Here is a 394-nt window from a genome sequence, read left to right as displayed (position 1 = left end):
GTCCAGTGTCAGGTTCCGGAACCGCGCGGACGCTGCGACATTCTCCATTTCAAAGGCTGGATCATTCCATCTCGTTGTCGGACTCCGAACACCTAATCCGTCCTAAGGACAGTTCGACTTGAACCGCGCAACCGACTGCATCAACTCGGAGCATGAGGATCTGATCTTGCCCACAAACAAACTCAACAACATCCGCATCACAGCTCTTCACACGGCGATGAGCGGCTACGTCGAGCGTGGCGATATTCCTGGCCTGGTGACGCTCATCGCCCGAAGTGACGAGATTCATGTCGATGCGATCGGCACGAAATGCATCGATGGTAATGATCCGATTCTTCGCGACACGATCTTCCGGATCGCATCCATCACCAAGCCCATCACCGCGGCTGCCACC

1 protein-coding gene is annotated in these 394 nt (G+C 55.6%); it reads left to right on the top strand.

The genetic code is table 11. The annotated features are described in order from the left end of the window. Positions 1-118: 118 nt before the first annotated feature. On the top strand, positions 119-394 hold a 276-nt coding region (locus I6F37_RS43830), incomplete at its 3' end, for a serine hydrolase (RefSeq protein ID WP_225154959.1).

Source organism: Bradyrhizobium sp. NBAIM08 (genome assembly GCF_020193935.1).
In the GTDB taxonomy this organism is placed as follows: domain Bacteria; phylum Pseudomonadota; class Alphaproteobacteria; order Rhizobiales; family Xanthobacteraceae; genus Bradyrhizobium; species Bradyrhizobium yuanmingense.
The sequence above is the reverse complement of the archived record's forward strand: the minus strand, read 5'-3'. Positions and strand labels throughout refer to the sequence as shown.